General features: G+C 49.4%; 16 protein-coding genes. 9 read left to right on the top strand and 7 right to left on the bottom strand.

Annotation, left to right across the window (positions count from 1 at the left end):
• Positions 1 to 442 precede the first annotated feature (442 nt).
• On the top strand, positions 443 to 1,498 hold the full coding sequence (locus ACLJRE_RS02165) for a methyl-accepting chemotaxis protein (RefSeq protein WP_000475253.1): 1,056 nt from the start codon (positions 443 to 445) through the stop codon (positions 1,496 to 1,498).
• Positions 1,499 to 1,798: 300 nt separating this feature from the next.
• Here ACLJRE_RS02165 and uxaC read toward each other — a convergent pair whose 3' ends face one another.
• The 3 genes from uxaC to uxuA all read right to left on the bottom strand — a co-directional run bounded on the left by uxaC (position 1,799) and on the right by uxuA (position 5,990).
• Complete coding sequence (gene uxaC / locus ACLJRE_RS02160; protein ID WP_023212699.1) at positions 1,799 to 3,211, bottom strand: glucuronate isomerase; 1,413 nt, start codon at positions 3,209 to 3,211, stop codon at positions 1,799 to 1,801.
• Positions 3,212 to 3,222: 11 nt separating this feature from the next.
• Positions 3,223 to 4,695 (bottom strand): fructuronate reductase, encoded by a 1,473-nt coding sequence (locus tag ACLJRE_RS02155; RefSeq protein WP_000437132.1) that lies wholly within the window; start codon positions 4,693 to 4,695, stop codon positions 3,223 to 3,225.
• Positions 4,696 to 4,805: 110 nt separating this feature from the next.
• Positions 4,806 to 5,990, bottom strand: a complete 1,185-nt coding sequence (gene uxuA, locus ACLJRE_RS02150) for a mannonate dehydratase (protein WP_000815491.1) — start codon at positions 5,988 to 5,990, stop codon at positions 4,806 to 4,808.
• A 404-nt stretch (positions 5,991 to 6,394) separates the two neighbouring features.
• On the opposite strand from uxuA, the gene ACLJRE_RS02145 reads away from it, so the two are divergent.
• Complete coding sequence (locus ACLJRE_RS02145) at positions 6,395 to 7,699, top strand: MFS transporter (RefSeq protein WP_000784371.1); 1,305 nt, start codon at positions 6,395 to 6,397, stop codon at positions 7,697 to 7,699.
• A gap of 78 nt (positions 7,700 to 7,777) precedes the next feature.
• Here the strand turns inward: ACLJRE_RS02145 and uidC are convergent, their stop codons facing one another.
• The 3 genes from uidC to uidA are packed head-to-tail and all read right to left on the bottom strand — an operon-like array spanning position 7,778 to position 12,260.
• Positions 7,778 to 9,043 (bottom strand): glucuronide uptake porin UidC, encoded by a 1,266-nt coding sequence (uidC, locus tag ACLJRE_RS02140; RefSeq protein ID WP_023212700.1) that lies wholly within the window; start codon positions 9,041 to 9,043, stop codon positions 7,778 to 7,780.
• Between the two features lie 35 nt (positions 9,044 to 9,078).
• Positions 9,079 to 10,452 (bottom strand): glucuronide transporter, encoded by a 1,374-nt coding sequence (gene uidB, locus ACLJRE_RS02135; protein WP_001075548.1) that lies wholly within the window; start codon positions 10,450 to 10,452, stop codon positions 9,079 to 9,081.
• Positions 10,449 to 12,260, bottom strand: coding sequence for a beta-glucuronidase (gene uidA / locus ACLJRE_RS02130; RefSeq protein WP_023207656.1), 1,812 nt, complete (start codon positions 12,258 to 12,260; stop codon positions 10,449 to 10,451). Before uidA ends, uidB begins: the two co-directional genes overlap by 4 nt.
• A 374-nt stretch (positions 12,261 to 12,634) precedes the next feature.
• Between uidA and ACLJRE_RS02125 the strand changes: the two genes are divergently transcribed.
• From ACLJRE_RS02125 to iraD, 5 genes are all read left to right on the top strand, one after another.
• Complete coding sequence (locus ACLJRE_RS02125) at positions 12,635 to 13,231, top strand: TetR/AcrR family transcriptional regulator (protein ID WP_000428463.1); 597 nt, start codon at positions 12,635 to 12,637, stop codon at positions 13,229 to 13,231.
• A gap of 312 nt (positions 13,232 to 13,543) precedes the next feature.
• Complete coding sequence (locus ACLJRE_RS02120; protein WP_000089258.1) at positions 13,544 to 14,422, top strand: carbon-nitrogen hydrolase family protein; 879 nt, start codon at positions 13,544 to 13,546, stop codon at positions 14,420 to 14,422.
• A 38-nt stretch (positions 14,423 to 14,460) separates the two neighbouring features.
• Entirely contained in the window at positions 14,461 to 15,384 is a 924-nt protein-coding gene (locus ACLJRE_RS02115; RefSeq protein ID WP_000540892.1) for a polysaccharide deacetylase family protein, read from the top strand.
• Positions 15,385 to 16,110: 726 nt separating this feature from the next.
• Positions 16,111 to 16,596, top strand: a complete 486-nt coding sequence (locus ACLJRE_RS02110) for an Hcp family type VI secretion system effector (RefSeq protein WP_000338753.1) — start codon at positions 16,111 to 16,113, stop codon at positions 16,594 to 16,596.
• Complete coding sequence (iraD, locus tag ACLJRE_RS02105; protein WP_001543513.1) at positions 16,596 to 16,976, top strand: anti-adapter protein IraD; 381 nt, start codon at positions 16,596 to 16,598, stop codon at positions 16,974 to 16,976. Before ACLJRE_RS02110 ends, iraD begins: the two co-directional genes overlap by 1 nt.
• A gap of 135 nt (positions 16,977 to 17,111) precedes the next feature.
• Here the strand turns inward: iraD and ACLJRE_RS02100 are convergent, their stop codons facing one another.
• Positions 17,112 to 18,596, bottom strand: coding sequence for an NAD-dependent phenylacetaldehyde dehydrogenase (locus ACLJRE_RS02100; RefSeq protein WP_001286382.1), 1,485 nt, complete (start codon positions 18,594 to 18,596; stop codon positions 17,112 to 17,114).
• 161 nt (positions 18,597 to 18,757) lie between these two features.
• Here ACLJRE_RS02100 and ACLJRE_RS02095 point away from each other — a divergent pair, with 161 nt between their 5' ends.
• Together ACLJRE_RS02095 and ACLJRE_RS02090 are read left to right on the top strand one after the other, a co-directional pair.
• Positions 18,758 to 20,059 (top strand): NAD(P)/FAD-dependent oxidoreductase, encoded by a 1,302-nt coding sequence (locus ACLJRE_RS02095; protein ID WP_023212701.1) that lies wholly within the window; start codon positions 18,758 to 18,760, stop codon positions 20,057 to 20,059.
• A 14-nt stretch (positions 20,060 to 20,073) separates the two neighbouring features.
• Entirely contained in the window at positions 20,074 to 20,448 is a 375-nt protein-coding gene (locus ACLJRE_RS02090; protein ID WP_000542984.1) for a cupin domain-containing protein, read from the top strand.
• Positions 20,449 to 20,542 lie beyond the last annotated feature (94 nt).

The raw sequence follows: 20,542 nt of genomic DNA, 5'->3' as shown, positions 1-20,542 counted from the left end.
CTTTGGATTTAGGTCATGCCTGTTTGGTTGGTAAACGGACAGCATAATATATTGATGAGTCCAAATGATATTATTGGTCATATAAAAAGTTTACGTTAGGTTATTTTTCTATTGCAAAAGTTTGCGTTTAAACCCTGTCTGCAATCTTCGGGCTGAGATATAGATACACCTAAGTAAATGCAGTTAATTATTATTCAACTATTATTGTCAGCCTTGTAAATAATATTTCCGTATAAAGTGAAGCGACTTCCATTATGACTATTAATAGTATTGTTGAATAGTTTACTCTGTAATTATTTAAGTTTAGTGGACGTTTTGTCTTATTCTGGTGAGTGGATGGTTATGGCAGATGACAGCCGATTTTTCATTATGTTAGCATGAGTTGATAATACTTTATCCAGGCATAGATCAGGATGTCCACATATAATAAGGAGAATGGTATATGTTTAAAAAAGTATTAGGCTTGCGCCACTGGAATAATAATGTTGTAAAAATACCGCCGCCAGCAGAATCCGGCGCTAATGCGTCTGACGTGGTGGTGGATACTCCTGAGCCTTATGAGCGGATATTGTGTCAAAAAATTCTGATGGGGATCTCGACGATCGATATCATTCGTAATGCCATCATTAAGTCCTGTGAGCAGCTCAACATTGAAAAAGAACGCATTAATGAACTTAACGAACAGAATGATAAAGCCAGAAGTTCATTAAAATCGCTCGTGGAATTTATCACCGAAATTGGCACGACTTCATCGGATATTGGCTGTCGTATGGGCGACTTAAATACCTCCTTAACGCAAATTAATGCGTGTATTAAAGAGATACAGAAGATCGCTAACCAGACCAATTTGATAGCGATTAACTCCGCGATCGAGGCCGCGCGCGTAGGGGATGCCGGGCGTGGTTTTAGCGTTATTTCGAAAGAGGTGAAAAACCTGTCCGAAGATGTTAAACACAGTTCGAAAAGCGTCAGTACGTTAACCTCTGTAATCAAAGATAATACGGCCAGAGTGAGTGAGGTGCTGGATAACCAACAGCCGGTTATTGATAATATTACGACTAACATAAATCAAATTGTGGAGTCTATTGGCATCGTCATCGATAAATCGCTGAGCATGAAATCGGTCATGCAGTACATCTCTACGGTGCAGTTTTTGAATATTGTCAAAGTTGACCATGTTATCTGGAAAATGGAAGTCTACAAATTACTCTTAAATAAAGACATAAACAGTAAAATAACGATGCACGATCAGTGTCGGCTGGGGAAATGGTACTATGGTTTCGAAGGGCAGCAGTTTAGCAATTACTACAGTTTCCGTAGTCTGGAAGCGCCGCATAAAGAGGTGCATACCGCTGGTCACTCTGCGCTGAACTATTTTGCCGCAGGCGATATGAATGCGATGTCGCAAGAACTTGACAGAATGGAGCGATCCAGTAATGAGGTGGTTAACCAGCTGGAAATGCTGGCTGTCGATTTGTTAAAAGAAACCACACTGTGAAGTCATGAGTTATTACCGTATAACCAACTGGAGCCATCATCAACAGGACTGATGTATCACACTTTCTGCACTGGAGTTATTCCGGACAGAGAAAAAAAAGCATGACGCAGAAGATGGCTGTGTTTGTTCACCCGAATCACTTACCTTAGTAAGTGATTCGGGATTAATCAGCAACCTCTTTGCTTTTTATCGGCGGCCAGACTTTGGCTGGAAAAGTGCGTTACTGCTAAATTTCTCACTCTCTTACCGCCTTCCTGCCCCTCGGAATACCTGAAACCTGTGCTCACAGATTAATAGCGATTATTTAATCGTGAAATAACGTTGGGCATTATTGAAGCAGATATCCTGAACCATACGGCTTAGCATCGCTTCATCATCAGGAATCTCTCCGTCCTGCGCCCACTGTCCCAGCAGGTTACAGAGAATACGACGGAAATATTCATGTCGCGTATAAGAAAGGAAACTGCGGGAGTCGGTCAGCATCCCGACAAACTGACTTAACAGTCCCATTTGCGACAGTTGCTCCAGTTGGCGCAGCATCCCGTCTTTCTGATCGTTAAACCACCAGCCGGAACCAAACTGCACTTTTCCGGCAATTCCCGGCCCCTGGAAGTTACCGATCATGGTCGCCAGGACTTCGTTATCACGTGGGTTCAGGCAATAGAGGATAGTCTTGGGCAGTTCATTGGTCACATCCATACTGTCGAGCAAACGGGAGAGCGCCCAGCTAATGTTATTATCGCCAATGGAGTCAAAGCCGGTATCCGGCCCCAGCAGGCGGAACATACGGGTATTATTGTTACGGATCGCGCCAATATGTAGCTGCATCACCCAGCCGCGCGCAGCGTACTGACGGCCCAGCCAGACCAGCACCGCCGTGGTAAACTGGGCGATCTCAAGTTCGCTCAGCGTTTCGCCAGCCAGACGTTTGCCCAGAATGGCGTCAAGCTGCACGTCGTCGGGCACCGGCGCAAATCGCAGCGTTTCAATGCCATGATCGGACGCGCGGCAGCCGCAGGCGGCGAAATGGTCGAGACGGCGAGTGAGCGCCTGACGTAAATCGTCGAAACGGGTAATGCTGACATCTGCCGCCGCTTCCAGTTTCCTCAGGTAATCGACAAAGCCGTCCAGTTCAATTTTGAAAACTTTGTCGGGGCGCCAGCTTGGCGCGACTTCAATATCAATGCTGTCGTCGGCGGCTATCTGGCGGTGATATTCCAGAGAATCTATCGGGTCGTCGGTGGTTCCGACCATCCGCACATTCATCTGCTGCATAATACCGCGCGCGGAAAAGGCCGGCGTCGCCAGTTTCTCATTACACTGCGTCCAGATACTTTCCGCGGTATCCGGTCCGAACAGCGTACCTGTAATGCCAAATGGACGGCGTAGTTCAAGGTGCGTCCAGTGATACAGCGGATTGCCCAGCGTTTTTGGTACGGTATTGGCCCAGGCCATATATTTTTCATAATCGCTGGTCTCTTTGCCGGTGATCAGCGACTCATCCACGCCTGCGCTTCGTAGCGCTCGCCATTTATAGTGGTCGCCTTCCAGCCAGATCTGACCGAGGTTATCGAAACGGCGATCGTCGGCGATTTCCTGCGGACTTAAATGGCAGTGGAAGTCATAAATCGGCATGGGCGCGGCGTATTTATGGTACAGCGTGCGGGCAATGTCGTTTTTAAGTAGAAAATCTTCAGTCATAAACGTAGCCATGATTTATCTCCTTACTTAGCCAGCGCTTCTACCGTGGCTTTCGCGCCGTTCTGCAATAGCTGTTGGTAAGCGTCGGTAACGGCTTGCACAAATTCGTGGTTCTTCGGCAGGTCGTTGCCAAAGATAGACTCGATGGCCAGTAGCCCGCGAACGCGTTCTTCCGGCGTCTGATATTGCTGATGAATCGCCTGATACTGTGCAAGCAGCGGATCGACGACATCAATGGTTTTACCTTGTTCATCGACACCGCCGACGTAACGCATCCATCCGGCGACGCCCAGCGTCAGGCGGCGATAGTCATCGCCCTGTTGCAAGTGCAGACGTACCGGGTCCAACAAACGCTGCGGCAGTTTCTGACTGCCATCCATCGCGATCTGCCAGGTGCGGTGTTTCAACGAGGGGTTAGTGAAACGCGCGATCAACAAATTCGCATACCCTTCCAGATCGGTGCCTTCCGGCATTGACAACGTCGGCGCTTGTTCATCAAGCATCAGCGCTAGCGCCGCGCGACGGTAAGCCGGGTTGGTCATGGTATCGGCGATAGTGTCATACCCGCCGAGATAACCCAGATAGGCGAGGAAAGAGTGACTGCCGTTAAGCATACGCAGCTTCATCATTTCAAACGGTACGACGTCTGCAACGAATTGCGCGCCGACGGTGTCCCAGTCCGGGCGACCATTCACAAAGTTATCTTCGATGACCCACTGGCGGAAGGGTTCGCAGGCGATAGCGCAGGGATCATAAACCCCTAACTGGTCGGCAACCAGTTGTAGCGTCTCTTCGGTCGCTGCCGGAACAATGCGGTCAACCATGGTGCAGGGGAAGGTCACATTGTCGGCAATCCATGCGGCGAGGGCGGCATCGCGAGCTTTTGCCAGACCGAGGACGGCAGCCTTCGCGACGTGACCATTCTCGCGCACGTTATCACACGACAGCACAGTAAAAGCTTTCAGTCCTTGCTCCCGGCGCATGTTTAGCGCTTCGACAATATAGCCAATGGCGGATTTAGGCTGCTGTGGATGGGCAAGATCGTTTTGGATCAGCGGGTTATTAACATCAAGCTCGCCGCTGGCGGGGTCGGTGCAGTAGCCTTTTTCGGTCACGGTTAAGGAGACGATGGCGGTTTCCGGGCGCGCCATTGCCGCCAGAATCCCTGCATGACCGTCGAATTCAGGGTGTAGCGCTTCTTTCATTGAACCGATAATTTTCAGTTCGGTGCTTTCTGCGCCGCGTTCTGCAACGGTGTACAGCAGATTTTGCGCTTTCAGGTTCGCGATCAGCCGCGCGTCGTTACCCGGCATCAGGTTCACTTCACAAATGCCCCAGTCGCTGTCGCTCTTTTCCAGTAGATGATGAGTAAAGAGCGCCTGGTGCGCGCGGTGAAACGCCCCGCAGCCCAGATGCACAATACGGGATACCAGACGTGATTTGTCCCAGTTTGGGCGGGCGACGGAAACCTGGGCGGTGGCGATATTCTGTTCCATTGCAAACTCCTGTCATTCGACGTCTTCGCCCGCGATCTCCGGGGCGAGGCATGTTGCTATTGCATTGAGTAGGGGAAATCGCATGACGCGTCGCGCCATGCGAAAGAAGGTTATTTGCTAAAGAAAGCGCGCTGGATAGCCAGTTCGACGCCGCGGACTTCCGCAAGCCCTTTCAGACGGCCAATGGCGGAATAACCCGGATTCGTTTTCTTCTTCAGATCGTCCAGCATCTGATGACCGTGGTCCGGGCGCATCGGGATCAGATCGTCGCTACCTTCGGCTTTACGACGGTGCTCTTCTTCCACAATCGCTTTAACGACTTCATACATATCCACATCGCCGTGCAAATGGGCGGCCTCGTGGAAGGTCTTCGGATTCTCTTCGCGCAGCGTAGAACGCAGATGCGTAAAGTAGATGCGCGGACCAAATTGCTTGATCATATCAACCAGATCGTTGTCGGCGCGCACGCCGTAAGATCCGGTACACATGGTGAAGCCGTTCGCCATGCTATTAACGGTTTCCACCATCCATTGCATATCTTCAATGGTAGAGACAATGCGCGGCAGGCCGAGAATAGGGCGCGGCGGATCGTCAGGGTGAACGGCCATACGCACGCCAACCTCGTCGGCAACCGGAATAATGGCTTTCAGGAAATAGGCAAAATGTTCACGCAGTTTTGCTTTATCAATATCTTTATACGTCGCCAGGTGTTGACGGAACTGCTCCAGCGTATAGCCTTCTTCCGCGCCAGGTAAACCGGCAATAATGTTGCGGGTCAGACGTGCTTTGTCTTCCTCGCTCATGGTGGCGAAACGCCGCTCTGCCTGAGCAATCTCTTCTGCCGTATAGTCGGCTTCTGCTCCCGGACGCTTCAGGATGTGCAGTTCGAACGCGGCGAATTCAATCTGGTCAAAACGCAACGCTTTGGAACCATCCGGTAATACGTATTCCAGATCCGTACGTGTCCAGTCCAGCACCGGCATAAAGTTATAACAAACCGTATAGATACCGCATTGCGCCAGGTTACGTAGCGTTTGCTGGTAGTTTTTGATCCATAAATCGTACTGACCGGTGTGGGTTTTGATGTCTTCGTGGATAGGTACGCTCTCTACCACAGACCACTCCAGACCCGCCTCTTCAACGATTGCTTTACGTTTCTGGATCTCGTCTACCGACCAAATTTCTCCATTCGGGATATGGTGTAACGCCGTTACCACGCCGGTTGCGCCAGCCTGGCGTACATCTGACAGCGTTACCGGGTCGTTAGGTCCGTACCAGCGCCAGGTTTGTTTCATATCTCGTTTCCTCTTCTTGCGATAACGTCTTCGTGGTTGACCCATTGCCAGCCAACATCGAAACGTGCTTTGTAAACCCGTTCTGGCTCCTAAATTCAACCAAAAATTTTCTCATGTCAACCTTATTGTCTAAATTGGCTAACCAAATCACAAATATCATCATTCACGGTCTGCCAATTTTATTTATTTGATCTGTGTCAATTTTTGCTGGGTGAAAAGCATTCACCATTCAACTTGAAATGAGTTGATGTATTTATTTCAAGAATACTAAGTGCGGGAGTTGCCGCCAGATTTTGACCGGTCCGGATGAGAAAATATTGATTGGTCAACCAATTTTTGTGATTTCAGTTTTCCCGCTACAGGTCAGACGGCGCGGAGCTAATGTTTTTTAACGAGGCTTTATCATGAAGATGACAAAATTAAGATGGTGGATTATCGGCCTGGTCTGCGTAGGGACCATCGTAAACTACCTGTCCCGTAGCTCGCTTAGCGTTGCGGCGCCAGCGATGATGAAAGAACTCCATTTTGATGAGCAACAATATTCCTGGGTGGTGAGCGCCTTCCAGCTTTGTTACACCATTGCGCAGCCGATCACCGGCTATTTGATGGATGTCATCGGACTGAAAATCGGCTTCTTTATCTTTGCCTTGTTGTGGTCGCTGATCAACATGGCGCACGCGCTGGCCGGCGGCTGGATAAGCCTGGCATTTCTGCGTGGTCTGATGGGGCTAACCGAAGCGTCGGCGATTCCGGCCGGGATTAAAGCCAGCGCCGAATGGTTCCCGACGAAAGAACGCGGTATTGCGGGGGGGCTGTTTAATATCGGTACTTCGATTGGCGCGATGCTGGCGCCGCCGCTGGTGGTCTGGGCGATGCTGACCTTTGCTGATAGCGGCATCGGTACTGAAATGGCGTTTGTGATTACCGGTGGGATCGGCGTGCTGTTCGCCATCACCTGGTTCCTGATTTATAACTCGCCAAATAAACACCCGTGGATCACCCACAAAGAGCTGCGTTATATCGAAGACGGCCAGGAAAGCTATCTCCAGGACGATAACAAAAAACCGGCCGTTAAAGAGATCGTTAAAAAGCGTAACTTCTGGGCGTTGGCGATTACCCGTTTTCTGGCTGACCCGGCATGGGGAACGCTGAGTTTCTGGATGCCGCTGTATCTGATTAACGTGATGCATCTGCCGTTAAAAGAGATCGCCATGTTTGCCTGGTTGCCGTTCCTGGCGGCGGACTTTGGCTGCGTTGCAGGCGGTTTCCTGGCGAAGTTCTTCATGGAAAAGATGCACATGACCACGATCAATGCGCGTCGTTGTAGCTTTACCATCGGCGCTGTTTTGATGATTTCGATCGGTTTTGTCAGCATTACGACTAACCCGTATGTCGCCATTGCATTGATGAGTATTGGCGGTTTTGCGCACCAGACGCTGTCTACCGTCGTGATTACCATGAGCGCTGACCTGTTCAAGAAAAATGAGGTCGCGACGGTTGCCGGTCTGGCAGGATCTGCGGCGTGGATGGGACAGTTAAGCTTCAACCTGTTTATGGGGGCGTTGGTCGCTATTATCGGTTACGGCCCGTTCTTCATTGCACTCAGTCTGTTCGATATTATCGGCGCCATCATCCTGTGGGTACTGATTAAAGATCCGGAAAAGCACCACCCGCCAATGACGGAACAGCCGCTGGCGTCTCACCGCTAAAGCTGTCTCGGTTTCACAGGCCTGATAAGCGAAGCGCTACCGGGTTCTAACGGCCACCTTCGGGTGGCCGTCTTCATCTTACCTGAGCATAAAATCATACTGGATGCTCATCTTCACATCCCAGTAATTCAAGCGATCGCCCAGCGCGCTACCGTCGCGTTTTTCGCGCCCTTTGTCAGCGGCAAGAAAAATGTTCATGCCCTCTAGCGGCCCCTCTTCAATACGATAATTTATGGCTCCCAGCAGACCCAACCCCTTAATTTGAACAGCGCGCTGGCTGGACTCATAACCGCGCGTGACGACAGGCGCGAATGTCATGGTGAGCTGTGGCGTAACACGGTAATTAACGCCCGCCTGCCAGGACTGCATGCCTTCCCGGTTGCGATCGAGGCTTAAAGAGAAGGGATAACCAATATCGGTATCGACCACTGCGCCGTTCATGGCGTGTTGCAGATAGCCGCCGCTGGCAAACAGGCTGCCCCAGGGGGCGCTCCAGGTAAACTGAGCGCTAACCAACCCGGTCTCATTAGGCTGGGTGGATGAACGACTTAGCCCCTCCAGCCGGGCGTAAAAACCGAGCAGCTCGCCTTTCAGGGCATACCCATCGTCTAGTGGTATCCGTTTTTCAAAGATACCCTGTACCTGACGGGAGACATCGTTTTGCTGCGAGCCGCCTATGGAATAGCGGCTGCTCTCGTCGTGCCAGCTGGCGGCGAAAAATGCGCGTGGACGATGATGATCATATTGACCCGTTTTACTGTTGTAGACGCCTTCATTGCGAATACCGGTCGTTGAGTCTGTCCACTGAAAAACGCGGGTACGCCACATTGCCCAGAACTCTACATTTGGCGTCAGCGCCAGGTAGCCCAGCGCGCCTTCGGAAGCGGTCGGTAGCGTGCGTTGTGAGCTGCTGGCGATGAGTGGAATTCGCCAGGGGAGGCTGCCATAACTATAATCGGTGCCAAAACGACCTATTTTTAAGCGGCTATTTTCTGTTGGCTTTATTTTTATTGCGCCAAGCACATAGCCGAAACTCTCGTGTCCGTCTAAGTACCAGCGCGTACTCATATTATCGCGAGCACCGAGTTTATAAACATAATACGCGCTACCCTCGACGCCGATCCGTTGTGAATAATAGCTGCTATTAAAATCAATTAACCCACCCTGAACCCAGGCATAAATATCTCTGCCTGCGCCCGCGCTGGGCTTATCAGCTCTTCGTAACTCATTTTTCAGTCTAAAACGTAAGGCGGACTCATCATCAGAAATTTGTAGGGCCAGGGCAGAAGGACAGGCCGCGACTACTGCTATTGGAATAGCCGCTATCTTCACGAATTTTTTCATTGTTTAACCTGTTGTATATTATTGTTATCGAAAAGCTATTTATTAAAATCTTTAATAAGTTGTTGCTGTGACTGTTTTCGTTTATCTATCTCCTGAACAATCTCCTTAAATTTATTATCCGTTAATGGGTAAAACCAAATAATAATAAAAGCCAGTAACATAAAGCCGCACGGTATGAGCGATATAGACATCCGGATACCGGTAATGACTTCCGGCGTCTGCGTCTGATTGGCGATATAGCCACTTAACCCAAGAATAAAGGCCGGAATAGAACCGCCGATAGCCTGGCCGCATTTACGGGTAAAAGAAAATAGCGAGTAAGTCAGACCTTCTATGCGCACGCCCGTGAGATATTCGCCGTACTCCACGGTATCCGCCTCCAGCGCCCACATTACCGTCATGGTGATCCCCTGGCCAATAGCGGCAATCGCCAGAGCGGTTAAGGCCACGGGCACTGAATGGTCAGACATATAAAAGAAAAGCAAATACCCAAGGGTGCCCATTAAGGCGCCCGCCAGGAAGGTATTCTTCTTACCTATCTTCGCCACCAGACGGGGAACCAGAGGTGCTGACGCCACAGAACCTACCAGCATTTGTACCAGCACGATAACCGAGAAAAGGGCGGTATCATTCAAAACATAGCGTACATAGAACAGTGACGATGCGCTGACGGCGAAGGTCGAGATCAGAATGCATAGCGCGCCGGTACAAAGCATCATTAGCGGGCGGTTCTGTTTAAGCGTTTGCAGACTGATTTTTAACGACGGCTGCGCGACGATACGCACCACGTTTTCGCGGGTAGATTTAAAACAGATGAAATACAGCGCCATACCGGCAATGGCCAGGATAATGGTCCAGAAGAGGTAGACCGACGCCATTTCTGTCGGGCCGGAATGAGTAATACGCGGCCCGATCAGGAAGGCCAGACAGACAAACGTTAGCGAGGCCGCAATACTGCGCGCCGCGCCGAGACGGGCGCGCGAACGCGGTTCCTGAGTCATTGCCGTCGCCAGCGATCCATAGGGAATATTGACCATGCTATAGCAGAACCCAAGTCCCATATAGGTGAGATATGCGTAAATAACTTTGTTGCTATGACTCCACTCTGCCGGGACGCAGAATACCAGTACGCTAAACAGCATTAACGGCGCCGATCCGAACAGCAGGAACGGGCGAAATTTCCCCCAGCGGGTATTTACACTATCTACTATGCGTCCCGCCACCACATCGGCGAAGGCGTCAAATATTCGTACCAGTAAGAGCATCGTACCGGCAGCGGCGGCACCGACGCCTGCGACGTCGGTGTAATAACTTAGCAGGAACAGCGCCCCCATGGCGAAGGCGAAATTATTGGCAACATCACCCAGGCTGTAGCCTACGATAACGCGCCAGGAAAGCGGCTGGTTCATAATTTCTCTCCCTGCTGTGGCTTTTCGCCGAAGGTCATACCGGTCCAGCGTTTTTGCAGTATAAAGGCCGCCGATTTTGGTCTTCTGTCGCGGGTAAAAATCCCTTTTCGATTACCGCCGACGCGCATAATGCCCTGTGAAGTCGCGAAATCGGCAAAGTTCCAGACCTGCTCGCCGACAACGGCGCTAACGCGATCGAATACTCGGTGATACATCTCCAGCCAGGCGCACTGGTACTCTTCGCTCCACATGTCGCTGTACATCGAATGCAGCCCTGCCAGCGTATCGACGCCATATTCCGTCATGATGATGGGGCGGTGGAGTTTCTCCTGCCAGGCCAGTAACTCTTTCTCCAGCACTTTTTCTGCTTTCGCAAGATCGCCGCTTTGTACATACCAACCGTAATAGCGGTTCAGGCACACCACATCGAAGAGGTCGGTGATGGTGTCGGTTTCCACATCGCAAAACATGACGTTCACGCAGGTTATAGGGCGGGTCGGGTCCAGTTCGCGCGTGGCCTGCGCCAGTGGCGCAAAATAGTCTCTGGCGCCTTCTGGACGGGTATCCGGCTCATTCGCGATACTCCACATCACCACGCTGGGATGGTTTTTATCGCGGGCGATCAATTCCTGAATAGCCTTGAGATGCGCCCGCTGTGTTTCATCATTGACGCCTTCCTCGCTGTATAGCGCCTTCGGTTTTTCGCAGGAATCAAAGCCGATACCTAAAGAGAGATTGAAACCAACAGCTGCTGTTTCATCAATGACGACAATGCCATGCTCGTCCGCCCAGTCGAGCATCTCTTCGGCGTAAGGATAGTGCGACGTGCGATAAGAGTTGGCACCAATCCACGACATTAGCGCGTGATCGTGTACCATCAGCACGTTATCAAATCCTTTCCCTCGTAGATCGGCATCTTCATGGCGACCGAAGCCGGTAAAATAAAAAGGTTTATGATTTATCAGAAACTGTTCGCCTTTTACCGCTACGCTACGGATTCCTACCCGAAGCGGATAGTCATCACGTTCGTCCTGATGCTGTGCGATAACCCGCAGCTCGTACAGATATCCTTCGCCCGGTTGCCATAATCGTGGCGCTGCTATCTGTAATTCGCCCTTTGCCCCTTCGCCGTAGGCGACAATATGCTGCCCGGCATCCCGCAGTTCTACGCGTACTTCACCGTTGGCCTCCACCCGCCAGCTCAGTGTGGCCCGGGAGAGATCGTTCGCGACCTCCGTCGTCACCGTAATATCCTGAACAAACGTTTTTGGTGTGGTGTAGAGCATGACGCTACGGTGGATACCGGCGTAATTAAAGAAATCATGGAAGTATGATTGCTGCCTTTTCCCCGTTTCATCACGGGTCACCACCCCCGGAGGGATAGTCTGCCAGCTCAGCTCGTTATTGACGCATACTGTGATACGTATGCTCTCTCCGGCTGCCGCCAGGTGGCTGATATCCGCTTCGAAAGGTGTATAGCCTCCCTGGTGTTCCATCACGGCGTGGTCATTTACCCATACCTTTCCATAATGCGTGACGGCATCAAAACGTAGAACGATGCGTTGATGCTCCCAGCCTTTGGGGATGCGGACGTTGAGCTGATACCAGACATTGCCGACATAGTTGCGGATCTCTGCATCGGCAAACTGATCGTTATAACTACCCGGTACGGCGATAGCGCGGCTTTGGGGGAGCGGTTGTCGCCACCATTGTTGCGCGATACCGCAATCGTCTGCATCCGTGCAAAACGACCACAGTCCATCAAGTTTTTTGATTTCGCGGCTCTGGGTTTCTACGGGACGTAACATTGTTCACTCCTTAATCCTGATGAATTTTCATTGGTCAACCAGCAATAAAACAAGTTAACCAGTTGTCTGAGGCAATAGTTATCACGCAGCGATCGAGAGGGAAAATGCAGAAAGGAAGGATCTTAAGGCGGATCAAAAAAAACAGGATTGCAACCTGATTTTTGTTTCTTTTGTCACATAAAACCATTTTCATCCGTTGACATATGGCAAAAAATGTTCAATCGAACGTTCGTTCTACTGTTTTTTATACAGGAAGTGAGGGGGAGGGGGCGGGAGGGATATCATGAGGATCAAAGAAAATAGGATGAAGAGTAGGCGCCTGAAGTGCGCCCGGGTACACTGCCACCACGCAGAGTGAAAAATGGGTCAACGTAATGGAGAATAAACTTACCGAATCACTACCGACGCGGATGCGAATTTTACGCGCCGCCAGGCAGTGTTTTGCTGAAAACGGTTTTCACAGTACATCAATGAAAACGATCTGTAAGGCCAGCGACATGAGCCCCGGCACACTCTATCATCACTTCCCCTCTAAAGAGGCCCTGATTGAAGCCATTATTTTAGAAGATCAGGAAAGAGCACTAACCCATTTTCGTGAGCCGCTGGAGGGCGTTGGGCTGGTGGATTATCTGGTGGAGTCAACTATTGCCGTCACGCGTGAAGACTGCGCGCAGCGGGCGTTGGTCGTAGAGATTATGGCTGAAGGGATGCGTAATCCTCAGGTCGCGGAAATGCTAACCAATAAATACCACACTATTATCGCCTCGCTGGTTGCACGTTTTAACGATGCGCAGGCGAAGGGGGAAATTGGCGCCGATGTGGATAAAGAAATGGCGGCAAGGCTATTATTAGCTACCACGTATGGTGTTTTATCGGATAGCAGCTCTGCTGAGAATGCCCGGCACGTCAGTTTTGCGACGACGTTAAGAACTATGTTAACCGGGCTACTAAAATGCAACTCTGCAAGCTAGTGTCGGTAAAAATACGCGTTCGTTTTATACGAGCGCGTTATCATTTAGTTTGCCTGATTATTTTTAGATGATGAAAATAATATTGTGGTAAGGGTTATTGTTTTTCGCCTGGATTTTTATCGACTCTCTGTCTCGCTGCGATCATCGATAAAGTCCCCTTTATGTAAATAAAGCTTCAATGCTTCTACTCTTTTCTCCATATATTTTGCGTAGCTTCACAAAAAATAACCTGATGTCGTAATGCCCACTCCCTAATATTCTCCATGCGCTATACGTTAATTTAAGTTTAAATTTCATGCCGGGGATATCACGATGTCACGTAATTTTACTGTTTCAGCCTGTCAGTATATTGTTACTGAAATAAACACTTTTGAAGATTTCATAACAAAGGTAAGGATACTTCTTAATAAAAGTCAGGGAGCTGATGTCGTTATCTTCCCGGAGCTATTTACCATTGAGCTATTTACACTATTGAAAAAATGGCAAGAAAGACCCATTTCACACCTTACTTTAATTGATCAGTTCACGGATGCCTATAAGCAGCTTTTTCAACAGGAAGCGAAAGAAAGAGGACAGTTCATTATTGCTGGCTCTCATCTGGAGCAGACCGGAGTAGATCGCTATGAGAATGTTGCGCATATATGGGGACCCGATGGCGAACATTATGCCCACAGTAAGACGCATATCTTCCCGGCTGAACGGGGTTGGTATACTCAGGAAGGCGATAAAATGGCTGTTTTTCAACTGCCATTTGCAAAGGTGGGTTTTAATATTTGTTATGAAGCAGAAATACCGGAGTGTGCCGCGACGCTGGCGGAACAGGGTGTGGAGTTAATTTTAACGCCTTCCGCTACGTTTACTGAACAGGGATTTTGGCGAGTCAGGCATTGTTGCCACGCACGTTGTATTGAAAATCAAATTTATCTTGTTCACTGTTGCCTGGGCGGAAACCCGGGTGGGCCACTGCCAGGCTGCTGGGCCCGAAGTTCAATTTTAAGCCCCTGTGATGTCGTGTGGAAAAATCCACAAGGTATTATCGCAGAGGCGCACGTCAATCAAGAGGATGTCATTTCAGGAGAAATTAACCTCGATGTTCTATATGAAAATAGACTCGGTGGGGCAGCAACAACGTTCAAGGACAGACGCAGAAAAGCAGGCATATATAATATCTGGCCATCACACATTAAATAACAGAATGTGTCCCTTCTATGTATTAGCTGGAGGTCGTTATGGGATATTTAAAATTACCTGAGGGTAAAAGGATTGCGGTCAATCTTGGTGTCGATGTAGATGCTCAGTCTTTATGGCTGGGCGGATTTAATCGACCGTCGCCATCCTTTATGTCACGAGGAGAGTTTGGTGCACAAGTTGGCGTACCAAGGCTTCTGAAATTGTTCAAAGAAAATAATATCAAAACCACCTTTTTTATTCCCGGACACACTGTAGACACCTTCCCGGAAATCAGTAAAGCGATTTTTGATGCCGGGCATGAAATCGCTCACCATGGCTACTATCATGAAAATCCGACGCTGGTGAATCGTGATACAGAGCGCCGACTTATGGATCTGGCGTTCGCCTGTTATAAAAGACATTTCGGCATACGTCCTGTGGGATACCGTTCTCCCTATTGGGATTATAGCGAGAATACGCTGGATCTTCTGGAGGAAGCCGGTTTTCTCTATGACAGTAGCCTGATGGCGAGAGATCTTGTGCCTTACCATCCTCAACGTTGGCAGGTGAATTGGGAGACGGGAAATATCGCAGGCCCGGCCAGCGCGATTCTGGAAATTCCTGTTAGCTGGTATCTGGATGATTTTCCCGCACTGGCGTATACCGGCAACCAGGAGGGGATGAGCGATACTGACGGTGTTCTGCGACGCTGGAAGGATATTTTTACCTATGCTTATAACCATCAGGAAAACGGTTTATATGCGATGGCCCTTCATCCGCAGATAATCGGTCATGGGCATCATATGATGATGTTGTCACGCTTGATTGAACATATTAAAGGGCATGATGGCGTATGGTTTGCAACCTGTGAAGAGATAGCCAGTGTCTGGGTGGATGACGAAGAGGATCGACAAAAAATGCTCCGTCCTGATGTTCGTGGCGTAGCGCCGGTTCCGGATGATTATGGCTGGCCAGGCAAATGATATCACCTCATGACAATGTTAATATCAGTCGGGTAACGGATTACCCGGGCAGAAGTTACCTGTTTGCCCGCTCGGTAATGCATATTGTCCATCAGAAAGGGAGACTATCCTGGGACATATAAAATCTTTTTTTATTTCGGTCAAAACGTTAATCAACGAAAATAGTTTGTTTTTTGATTTAAATCATTTTTTAGTGTTCACAGGAAAATAAGCAAATAACATTTATAATGTGAGTATTAAGAAAAATAAAATTTCCATAGTGATTAATTTTTATTTAACGCTTTGATTTTTAGTGTTTTTGTATGTGTTAATTGATGTAAATCAATTTGGGGTTTTTTATTAAATAAGTAAAAATTAAGTTGATATTTGCTTTTTGATGTGTTTTTTATATATAGCTGATTATTATTCTGAAATGTCAATTTTTGAATAATGACGCTGTGATACCGGCACCAGGGATACTTTGCGATAAAAGGGATTGAATATGGCAGAGAGCGTTCAGTATAACCTCAATTGTATTTGGCCACAGCGGGCCAAAACCCTCTATTGCATTGCAACCAGCGGAATAACGTTTATCAGACGTGGGTAAACGTTGGCAAAATCCCTGCAAACCTGGCGCTTTTCACGCTGTGTTTTTTGGTAGTTGCGCTTTTAATAAGAGTCACAAGCGTTGGCCGCGGGTATTCGTCTGGCTGCTGAACTGCCACCTGATCAACAAGGAGATAAATCATGGATGCGATTTTTTTAAAGCTCGACAATATCAAAGGCGAAAGCCAGGTTGAAGGCTTTGAAGATCAGATAGAGATCATGTCTTATAGCCACAATGTGGCAATGCAGGTAAATAACGATGTTAGCCTCACTGAGCGGACTTCCGGGCGTGCGCATGTTGGTGAAATGTCGCTCACCAAATTTGTCGACCTCGCCACGCCTGTGCTCAATGAGTACTGCTGTAGCGGGAGGCTAATTAGAACCGCGGTGCTGACGTTGTGCCGCAATGACGACGGCAAAATGCGGTCGCTTATCGTTTATACCCTGACAAACGTGCTGATATCACAACTCAGTGTTAGCGGCGGCGCCGGCGGTAAGCCGGTGGAAACGATGTCGCTGAACTTCACGAAAATCGAATGGCAAATCACTGCCGAGAAATCAGACGGCGCTCAACAGGAGTCCAGAACGTCAGTATGGGATCTGGCGATGGACCAGATAGGGAAATGATGATGACGCCAACCATTCCGGTCGCGCTATTCGACAGGCTCTTGGTTGAGGGGATAAGCCCACATGAATTGGTACGCCGCAAGTTAATGTGTTTATTCAACTCTTGCGCTGTGGCAGGTGGCGAGACATTACCGCCGCTGCTCACTCGGGGTATGCCGGAATGGCACGAGGTGAATGTGGGTGACAAACGGGTTCTCAACTGGTTTTGCCGTGAGCTTCGCGCTGCTATTTTACGTTATGAACCGAGCATCAACATGCTGAAAGTCAGTGTAAAAGATGCCCATCATCAGACGCTGGCGTTGTCTTTGGAAGCGATGTTACAGGATGAGTCTGAACCGTTAAGACTGGAGATAGCCTACTCTAACGGTAGATGGCGCTAGTAATGCAGAAAAGAACGCCGGGCCGGGCGTTTTACATTACCCCAAAAGCAATAAAACGCAGCGAGCGAACCTGATAATCAGGCAGGCAGTCCACCTTTCGGTATGGTTGATCTGCCTGCATCATTTTCAGGATGGTTAATAACGGACCATGACAGATTTAAGTTCGGTATAGTCATCAATAAACGCGCTGCCAAATTCACGACCAATGCCCGATCCTTTCATCCCTCCAAAGGGTACCGCAGGATCGAGGAAGGTATGCATATTGACCCACACCATGCCAGCATCAATATCTTCAGCGTAGCGTAATGCCTTAGACATATTTTCCGACCACACACTTGCTGCAAGGCCAAATGGCGAAGCGTTGATATGCGAAAGCGCCTCTTTTTCATTCTGATAACCGATAAAGCTACAGACAGGGCCAAAGGTCTCCTCGTGCATCAGCGTACTGTTTTTACTACGCACTTTTACCGCCGTCGGCTGTAAAAAGTACCCTTCGCCGGGTAAAGTTTCACCGCCGTAAACAATGGTATCCCCTTCTTCCCGTGCGATTTGAATCAGACGCAGCACTTTTTCAAGCTGAACCTGATTCGCCAGCGGGCCCATCACCGTTTTTTCATCTAAAGGCGACCCGGGCACGATCTCCGATAACCGTTGCCTGAGGAGCGTCATGACTGTATCCAGTTTTTCCTGGGGCAGATAAAAACGCTCTGCGGCAGCACAAATCTGTCCTTGATTCAGATAACCGGCTTCAAGAATACCGTTGACCATGGCTTGTGCCGAGAGATCATTGAGAAACAGCGCCGCATTTTTCCCTCCCAGTTCGAGGGTAACGCGTTTTCCTGACGATGTTGCCGAACGCCGGACTTTCTCACCTGTCGCGACTGACCCGGTGAAACTCACTTTGGCGCAATCTGGATGCGCGATCAGCTGTTGCGCTATCTCACCGCCAGCACCGTTTACCACGTTAATTACGCCATCAGGGAAACCTGCCTCTTTAGCCAGTTCAGCGACTCGCAGCAGTGTCAGCGGGGTATATTCACTTGGTTTAATGACGATGGTGCAGCCACATACCAGCGCTGCGGCCAGCTTCCAGATAGCAATCATAATTGAGAAATTCCACGGCACAATACCGACGACCACGCCAATGGGTTGGCGTTGGGTAAACGCTGTGTATCTCTCTTCTCCCATTGATGGCAGGGAGACATTCAGCGTTTCACCGGTTATTTTTCCTGCCCAACCGGCAAAGTAACGCAGGAAGGCCACTGACTGATCGAGTTCAAGACCGCGCGACAGCAGAATCGTTTTACCTGAACAGACGCTTTCCAGCTGAGCTAACTCTTCACGATGAGCGGCAAGAGTATCAGCCAGTTTCAGCAGTAATGCGCCGCGTTGTAACGTTGGCATTTTACGCCAGACATCAAACGCCCGTCTGGCGCTCTGCATGGCCTCTTCTGCCTGCGCAGGGGTTGCCGACACAACGTCGGCGATGATTTTGCCGGTGGCTGGGTTAGTGACCGAAAAGTTCGTGCCGTTTCCGGCCTGACGTTCACCTGCAATAAATTGTCCGTGTCGTTGGCGTAAAAAAGTCGTTACTTCGGCAAGTAATGTCACATCGCTCATCAGAAGTGCCTGTAGGTCAGGAATGTACGTTTTTCCATCCCAACATACTTTTTCGGAGCTGAATATCGTTCCAAAGAACGTCATTCTTCCGGACGATATTTTGTAAAACGTTACCGTGCTGTGATAGCGGTCTTAGTCAAGCGTGATGACAAGGTAACGCGATGAATACAAAAATCGATGCGTTGAATTACTACGGCGCGACGAAAAAATACCCGTTGCATTTTCCTGCTCTGCAAGAGGATATTGATGCCGATGTGGTGATCATTGGCGGTGGCTTTTCAGGCATCAATACCGCGCTGGAACTGGCGGAGCAGGGGATCACTAATGTTGTCGTTCTGGAAGCCCGTCATCTTGGGTATGGCGGCACCGGACGAAACGGCGGTCAGGTGATGGCCGGTATAGGTCACGACATCGAAGCCGTTAAAAAATATGTAGGCGCAGCGGGAATGGAGATGCTGTTTAAAATCTCGAACCTCGGCGCAGGTATTATTCGGGAGCGAATTCGTAAATACCATATTGATGCTGATTTTGTCCCCGGATATGGTTATCTGGCCTACAACCAGCGGCAGTTAAAAACGCTGCAACAATGGGAAAAAGAATTCAAAGCCGCCACGCCGGAAGACGATATTGAACTCTATACCGGTAAAGACGTGCAGCAGGTTATCGGTTCCGACGTCTACTGCGGTGTTCTCAAGCATATGGGGGGAGGGCATGTCCACTCGCTGAATTTATTGCTGGGCTCCGCTCAGGCTGCGAATTCGCTGGGGGTGAAGATATTCGAATATTCACCTGTGGTTGAGGTCAGTTACGGTAAAACTGTGCGGGTACGTACTGCGATGGGCAGCGTAAAAGCAGCCAAATTGCTGTGGGCCTGTGATAGTTTTCTCAATAATCTGGAACCAGAAATTTATAAGAAAACGCTGGTTACTTATTCTTATCAGGTCTCTACAGAACCTCTCTCCAGCGAGCTTGTTGAGCGGATCAGTCCCTTGCGCGGGGCTTTTAGTGATATCCGCCCGGTGATAAATTACTACCGTCTCACAAAAGAAAACCGTCTGCTGTTTGGCAGCGCCACAAGGTTTCTTGAATATACCCCGCACGATTTTGCTGCCTGGAACCGCACTCTGTTGACGGAGGTCTTCCCTTATTTGAAAGACGTTAAAATCGATTTTGCCTGGGGCGGACCGATGGCCTGTAGCGCGAATCTGTTTCCGCAGATTGGCACGCTTCGTGAACACAATAATGTTTTTTATGTTCAGGGTTATTCCGGATTTGGCGTCACGCCTTCCCATATTGTATGCAAAATCCTGGCCGAAGGAATAAATGGCGGTTCCGAGCGGTATCGTCTGATGAGTAGCATTCCCCACGCGACAATTTATGGTCGCGACAGTTTACGTCTATTGCTGGTCAGTGCGGGAAAACTGATACATCAAACAGCCGGTTTCTGGAAAGGCCGGAATTAACCAGGAGAACATTAATGCACGCTTTTAAACTCAATCAACCTGTTCCTGAATTACAGCCAGTCGGGAGTGTCAGCCTGTTAGGGGCGTTGCCAACAGAAGGCGATCCCCAGGTCGCCGTCGCGATGATTTATGGTAAACCTGAGGATGTATTTACCTGTGGACTGTTTTCATCGACCCGCGGCGGTTTCACGATGATTTATCCCTTTACCGAGCACGCAACCGTGCTGGAAGGGGAAGTGGAACTCACTGTCGCTGGTCAGGAACCGATACGTTTTTCACCGGGCGATAGTTGGTTTGTTGAACAGGGAACCGAAGTGGCATGGAAAGTTTTAACGCCCCGTTTTGTAAAACATTATCTGGCAAACGTTGAAAGCCATAAACAGGGTTGAATCCTTTAATTGTTCGTCAGTAGCGTTGGCATCACTGGGGAGAATAACGCGCTCCCCACTTGCTATTAGCGCATGCGGGGACGGCGTCACAACG

Source organism: Salmonella sp. SAL04157, assembly GCF_046551635.1.
Lineage (GTDB): Bacteria > Pseudomonadota > Gammaproteobacteria > Enterobacterales > Enterobacteriaceae > Salmonella > Salmonella enterica.
Note: the sequence above shows the minus strand (reverse complement) of the source record. Positions and strands in the feature narration are given on the sequence as shown.